Annotated in this window: 5 protein-coding genes; all 5 read left to right on the forward strand. The window is 64.8% G+C overall.

The genetic code is table 11. The features are described from left to right. Positions 1-640 (forward strand): dihydroorotase family protein (locus VNZ93_RS10125; protein ID WP_325703794.1); only part of this gene is annotated, 640 nt, incomplete at its 5' end. Next, complete coding sequence (locus tag VNZ93_RS10130) at positions 637-1,464, forward strand: ABC transporter ATP-binding protein (RefSeq protein WP_325703797.1); 828 nt, start codon at positions 637-639, stop codon at positions 1,462-1,464. The genes VNZ93_RS10125 and VNZ93_RS10130, both read left to right, overlap by 4 nt. Next, positions 1,464-2,237 (forward strand): ABC transporter permease, encoded by a 774-nt coding sequence (locus VNZ93_RS10135; RefSeq protein ID WP_325703800.1) that lies wholly within the window; start codon positions 1,464-1,466, stop codon positions 2,235-2,237. Before VNZ93_RS10130 ends, VNZ93_RS10135 begins: the two co-directional genes overlap by 1 nt. Positions 2,238-2,263: 26 nt before the next feature. Next, entirely contained in the window at positions 2,264-3,706 is a 1,443-nt protein-coding gene (locus tag VNZ93_RS10140; RefSeq protein WP_325703803.1) for an amidohydrolase family protein, read from the forward strand. A gap of 10 nt (positions 3,707-3,716) precedes the next feature. Beyond that, a complete protein-coding gene (locus VNZ93_RS10145; protein ID WP_414710044.1) occupies positions 3,717-4,805 on the forward strand; it encodes a ring-opening amidohydrolase in 1,089 nt (362 codons plus the stop codon). Positions 4,806-5,066 lie beyond the last annotated feature (261 nt).

A 5,066-nucleotide genomic window follows, 5' to 3' on the forward strand; every position in this document is an offset into this window, starting at 1 on the left:
TTCGACCGATGACTACGAGCGCTTCGCCGGCGTGATCCGGGTGAACCCGCCGGTGCGCGAGAAGGAGAACCAGGAGCCGATCTGGGCCGCATTGGCGGACGGCACGGTCGACATGATCGCGACCGATCACGCGCCGCACACGCCGGAGGAAAAGACCCGCAACGACATCTGGGCGGTGGATTGCGGCTTCCCCGGCGTCGAGACGCAGATGCCGGCGATGCTCACGCAAGTGAATGCCGGCCGCATGTCGATCTCCGATTATGTGCGCTGGAGTGCGTTCAATCCCGCGCGGCACTGGGGCCTGTATCCCCGCAAGGGCGCGATCCAGCCGGGAGCGGACGCGGATCTTGCGCTGGTCGACCTGTCGCGCGAATGGACCATCGACGACGCCAAGATCCAGTCGCGCTCGAAAATCTCGCCCTGGCATGGCCGCAAGGTGAAGGGATTGCCGATCCACACCATCGTGCGCGGCCGTTTCGTGATGCGCGACCGCACGCTGGTTCCCTCGACTAGGGGATGGGGCCGCTCCGTGCATGCGATCCAGCAGATGCCGGCGCCGGATGTGCGCAACGCCAGCAAGACCATGCGTGCCGTGACGAACGGCTTCCGTCCTTCGCCTTCCACAGAGAGCGCAGCATGAGCGACCGGCAATTGTCCCACGAGCAGGCTTTCGTCGAGCTGGAAAATGTAGCGCTGACCTATGGCCGCGGCGACAAGAAGGTCCAGGCGTTGACGCAGACCAGTCTCAAGATCGCGCGCGGCGATTTCGTTGCGCTGGTCGGGCCATCCGGCTGCGGCAAGTCCACGATCCTCAAGCTCGTGACGGGGCTCCTGAAGGCCAGCAGCGGCTATGTCTATGTCTCCGGCCGAGAGGTCGGCGCCGAGCCGATGCGTGTCGGCATGGCGTTCCAGAACCCGACGCTGCTGCCGTGGAAAACGATCCGCGACAATGTGATGTTGCCGCTCAAGATCGTGCCGCCGTTCCGTCAGGAATTTCATCGCAAGAAGAAGACCGATTTCCGCGACCGCGTCGAGGCCCTGCTCAAGCAGGTCGGCCTTGCCGGCTTCGGCGACAAGTATCCCTGGCAATTGTCGGGCGGCATGATGCAGCGCGCCTCGCTGTGCCGCGCACTGATCCACGATCCGCAATTGCTGATGCTGGACGAGCCGTTCGGCGCGCTCGACCAATTCACGCGCGAGGAATTGTGGGCGATCATGCAGGACCTCTGGATGACGCGAAAGCCGACCGTGCTGCTCGTCACGCACGATCTGAAAGAGGCCGGCTTCCTCGCCAACCGCATCTGCGTGATGCAGGCGCGGCCGGGACGCATCATCGACGACACGATGGTGCCGTTCGCGCGCCCGCGTAGCATCGAGATGTCCTATGCACCGGATTTCGTCACCATGACACAGCGGCTCCGCGAACTGATCATCGCCAACCGCCCGCAAAAGGAGGCCGCGTGATGAACCCGCAGACGCGCCGGCGGATCGCATCGGCTGCCCTGATCATCGGCTTTTTTCTACTCTGGGAATTGCTGTGCCGTGCGTTCGGCATCAGCGATCTCATCGTGCCGAAGCCGAGCCAGATCCTTGTCACCTTGTGGGAGCGCGCGCCGGCGCTGTGGCCGCACACCCTGCAGACGCTCTATACAACGCTTGTCGGCTTCAGTCTTGGCATCCTGATCGGCATTCTGCTGGGCATGCTGGTGGGCGTATCGAAGATCGCCTATGACGTCGCTTATCCGCTCCTGATCGGCTTCGCCTCGATCCCGAAGGTCGCGGTTGTGCCGATCTTCGTCCTGTGGTTCGGCGCGGGCGCGGTGCCCGCGATCCTGACCGCGATGATCATGTCGATGTTCCCGATCGTGGTGAATGTTGCGACCGGGCTTGCGACCACGGAACCTGAACTTGAGGATGTGATGAAAACGCTGCGGGCCAGCAAGCTCGACATTCTCTGGAATGTCGGCCTGCCGCGCGCGATGCCGTATTTCTTCGCCTCGCTCAAGGTCGCCGTGACGCTCGCTTTTGTCGGCGTCGTGCTCTCGGAAACGGTCGCCTCCAACCGCGGCATCGGCAACGTGATGATGATTGCGTCCTCCTCGTTCGATGTGCCGCTGGTGTTCGCCGGCCTCATCATCCTTGCGGTGATGGGTGTGTCGCTTTACGTCCTGTTCTCACTCATCGAGATGCGGGTGACCGGCTGGGCTCACCGCAAGGACGAGTTCGCGATCGGCTAGTGTGCCGGTCCGAAGTGGAGGCGATCGTGCGGGTCATTGAGGTCGAGCACGTATTGGCGGCGCCGGATGCGTCGGCATCGGGTCCCGTCGCCATTGCGATCGGCGGCGACCGCATCGCGAAGGTTGCGCCGCATCGCGGCAGTGCGCCCTCGCTGCTGGCGATGCCGGTCCTGTGCAACGCGCATGACCACGCGCGGGCGGCGCGATCGAGTTCGGTCGGCGCCGGTGGCAAACCGCTCGAAACGTGGCTCCACTATCTCGCGATGTTTCCGGCGGTCGATCCTTATCTAGCGGCGGCCGTTTCGCTGGCGCGGTCCGCGCTCGGCGGCGCCGGTGTGGTGATGGTCCATTACACTCGCGTGCAAGGGCTGACCGACTACGTGACCGAGGCGAAAGCGGTGGCGCGGGCCGCGCGCGATGTCGGGGTGCGTGTCGGCTTTGCGGTCGCGCTGCGCGATCGCAATCCGCTGGTCTACGGTCCATCGGAGCCGATCCTCAATGCGATGCCGTCTGCCGCAGCGGAGGAGATCCGGAAGCGGTTTCTGCGCGCGCCGTTGCCGGTGGCTGAACAGCTCGCGCTGGTCGATGCGGTGGCTGAAGCCACCGACACGCCGGACTTCAACGTGCAGTACGGGCCGGCCGCCGTGCAGTGGTGTTCCGACGCGCTTTTGCGCGCAATCGCCGAGGCATCGGCCCGCACCGGGCGCCGCGTTCACATGCATTGCCTTGAGACGCGCTATCAGCGCGACTGGGCGGACCGGGAGTTCCCGGACGGGATGATGCGCTATCTCGATGCGATCGGGCTGCTGTCGCCCCGGCTGACGCTCGCGCATTGCACCTACGCGCGGCCGGACGAACTGGAGTTGCTTGCCGAGCGCGGCGTCACGATTTCCGTCAACACGTCGTCCAATCTCGGTATCCGGTCCGGCATTGCGCCGCTCGCCGAAATGATACGGCGGGGATGCCGCGTCGCGTTCGGTATCGACGGGCTTGCACTCGACGAGGATGACGATGCCCTGCGCGAGATGCGGCTCACGCATCTCCTTCACGGCGGGCGCGGCTTCGAAGTCGATGTCGGCCGGACCGATATCCTGACATCGGCATGGCGCAACGGTCGCTTCTCGGTCCTGAACAGCGGCGACGGAGGGCGTGTCGATACGCAAGAGCCGGCCGATCTCATCTTGCTCGATTGGGCGCGTGTCGATGACGACCGCCTTAAGGCTGATCTCGATCCGCGCGATCTTTTGTTTGCGCGCGTCACCGCCGATCACATCGAGGAAGTCATCGTCGGTGGCAAGACGATCGTGCGCAGCGGCCAGGTGCTTGGTATCGATTATCCGGCGATGCTGCAGGATCTGCTCGCGCGTTTCCGCGCCGGAATGGCAGCCAGTGCCGCTCTGGCCGCTTCACTCAAGGACATGGATAAGGCGATCGCGTCGCATTTCGCCGGCGATACGCCTTGCTGCTGAGGAGACGATCGTGCCGATCGCCAAGGTTCATCGCATTTCCGCAAACGCTCCCGACGATGCGAGCGGCATCGCGCGCGCGATCGAGGAGGGGCGGATCGACCCGCGGGGCGTAATCGCGGTTTTCGGCAAGACCGAGGGCAATGGCTGCGTCAACGATTTCAGCCGCGGCTTCGCCACCATGACGCTGACCCAGTTTTTCGCGCGGTTCATGCCGCGCGCGGATGCCGAGAAGATCTGCTTCGTCATGTCAGGCGGCACCGAGGGCGCAATGGCCCCGCACTGGACCGTGTTCGAACGCGCCGAAGGCGAAGCAGATAGCGGCCCCGCACTTGCGATCGGGCGGGCGCAAACTGTGCCATTGCCGCCGGAGGACCTTGGCCGCGCCGGACAGATTGCGCTCGTGGCGGACGGCGTGCGCGAAGCGATGCGCGATGCGGGGATCGCCGATTCGGCGGACGTGCATTTCGTGCAGGTCAAGTGCCCGCTGCTGACGGCGCAACGGATCGGCGAGGCGACGGGACGCGGCAAGACGGTCGCGACCTCATCGACGCTGAAGTCCATGGGCCTGTCACGTGCGGCCAGCGCGCTCGGCGTTGCGGTCGCGCTCGGCGAATTGCAGGCGGACGCGATCGCCGACAAGGATATCGGCGACAACTGGTCGCTGCATTCCGGCCGCGCGAGTTGCTCGGCCGGCATCGAATTGCTCGGTCACGAGATTGTGGTGCTCGGCATGTCGAAAGGCTGGAGCGGCCCGCTGGTGATCGATCACGCGGTAATGGCGGATGCGATCGATATCGAGCCCGTGCGCGGCGCGCTGCACCGGCTCGGTTTTGCCGCAAACGGGCAGCTCACGGGTGCCGAGCGCGACAGGGTCGTTGCGATGCTGGCCAAGGCGGAGCCGAGCCAGAGCGCGATGCTGCGCGGCTTCCGGCACACCATGCTGGACGATTCCGATATCTCGCCGACGCGGCATGCGCGTGCGTTCGTTTGCGGCGTGCTGGCCGGCTTGGTCGGACATGCGGAGATCTACGTGTCCGGCGGCGCCGAGCATCAAGGCCCCGATGGGGGTGGCCCGGTCGCCGTGATCGCATCGCGCTGATTTTCGCTGCGGCAGGGCGTCGCGGTCTGGCATGTCCTGCGCGAATGCTCGGCCGGCATGCCATGCATCGCAGCCGATCAACCTGCGAATCCGCTGCGCGGTGAACTATCGACAAGCGTGATCGTCACTCATCGAAATTCGTGATTCAGATTGTCGCAGAGACGTTTCTTTCTCCGGGGGTGAGGTCGGAAGAAAAAAGCGCTTCACCGGAAGTCTGCAGCGGGAAACACCTTTTGCGCATGCTGCGCGAGGCATTGTCGC

Source organism: Pseudorhodoplanes sp., from assembly GCF_035565795.1.
GTDB lineage: Bacteria > Pseudomonadota > Alphaproteobacteria > Rhizobiales > Xanthobacteraceae > Pseudorhodoplanes.

Coding starts and splice junctions, on each gene's coding strand:
- VNZ93_RS10130 (WP_325703797.1), top strand. CDS start 637: ATGAGCGACCGGCAATTGTCCCACGAGCAGGCTTTCGTCGAGCTGGAA.
- VNZ93_RS10135 (WP_325703800.1), top strand. CDS start 1,464: ATGAACCCGCAGACGCGCCGGCGGATCGCATCGGCTGCCCTGATCATC.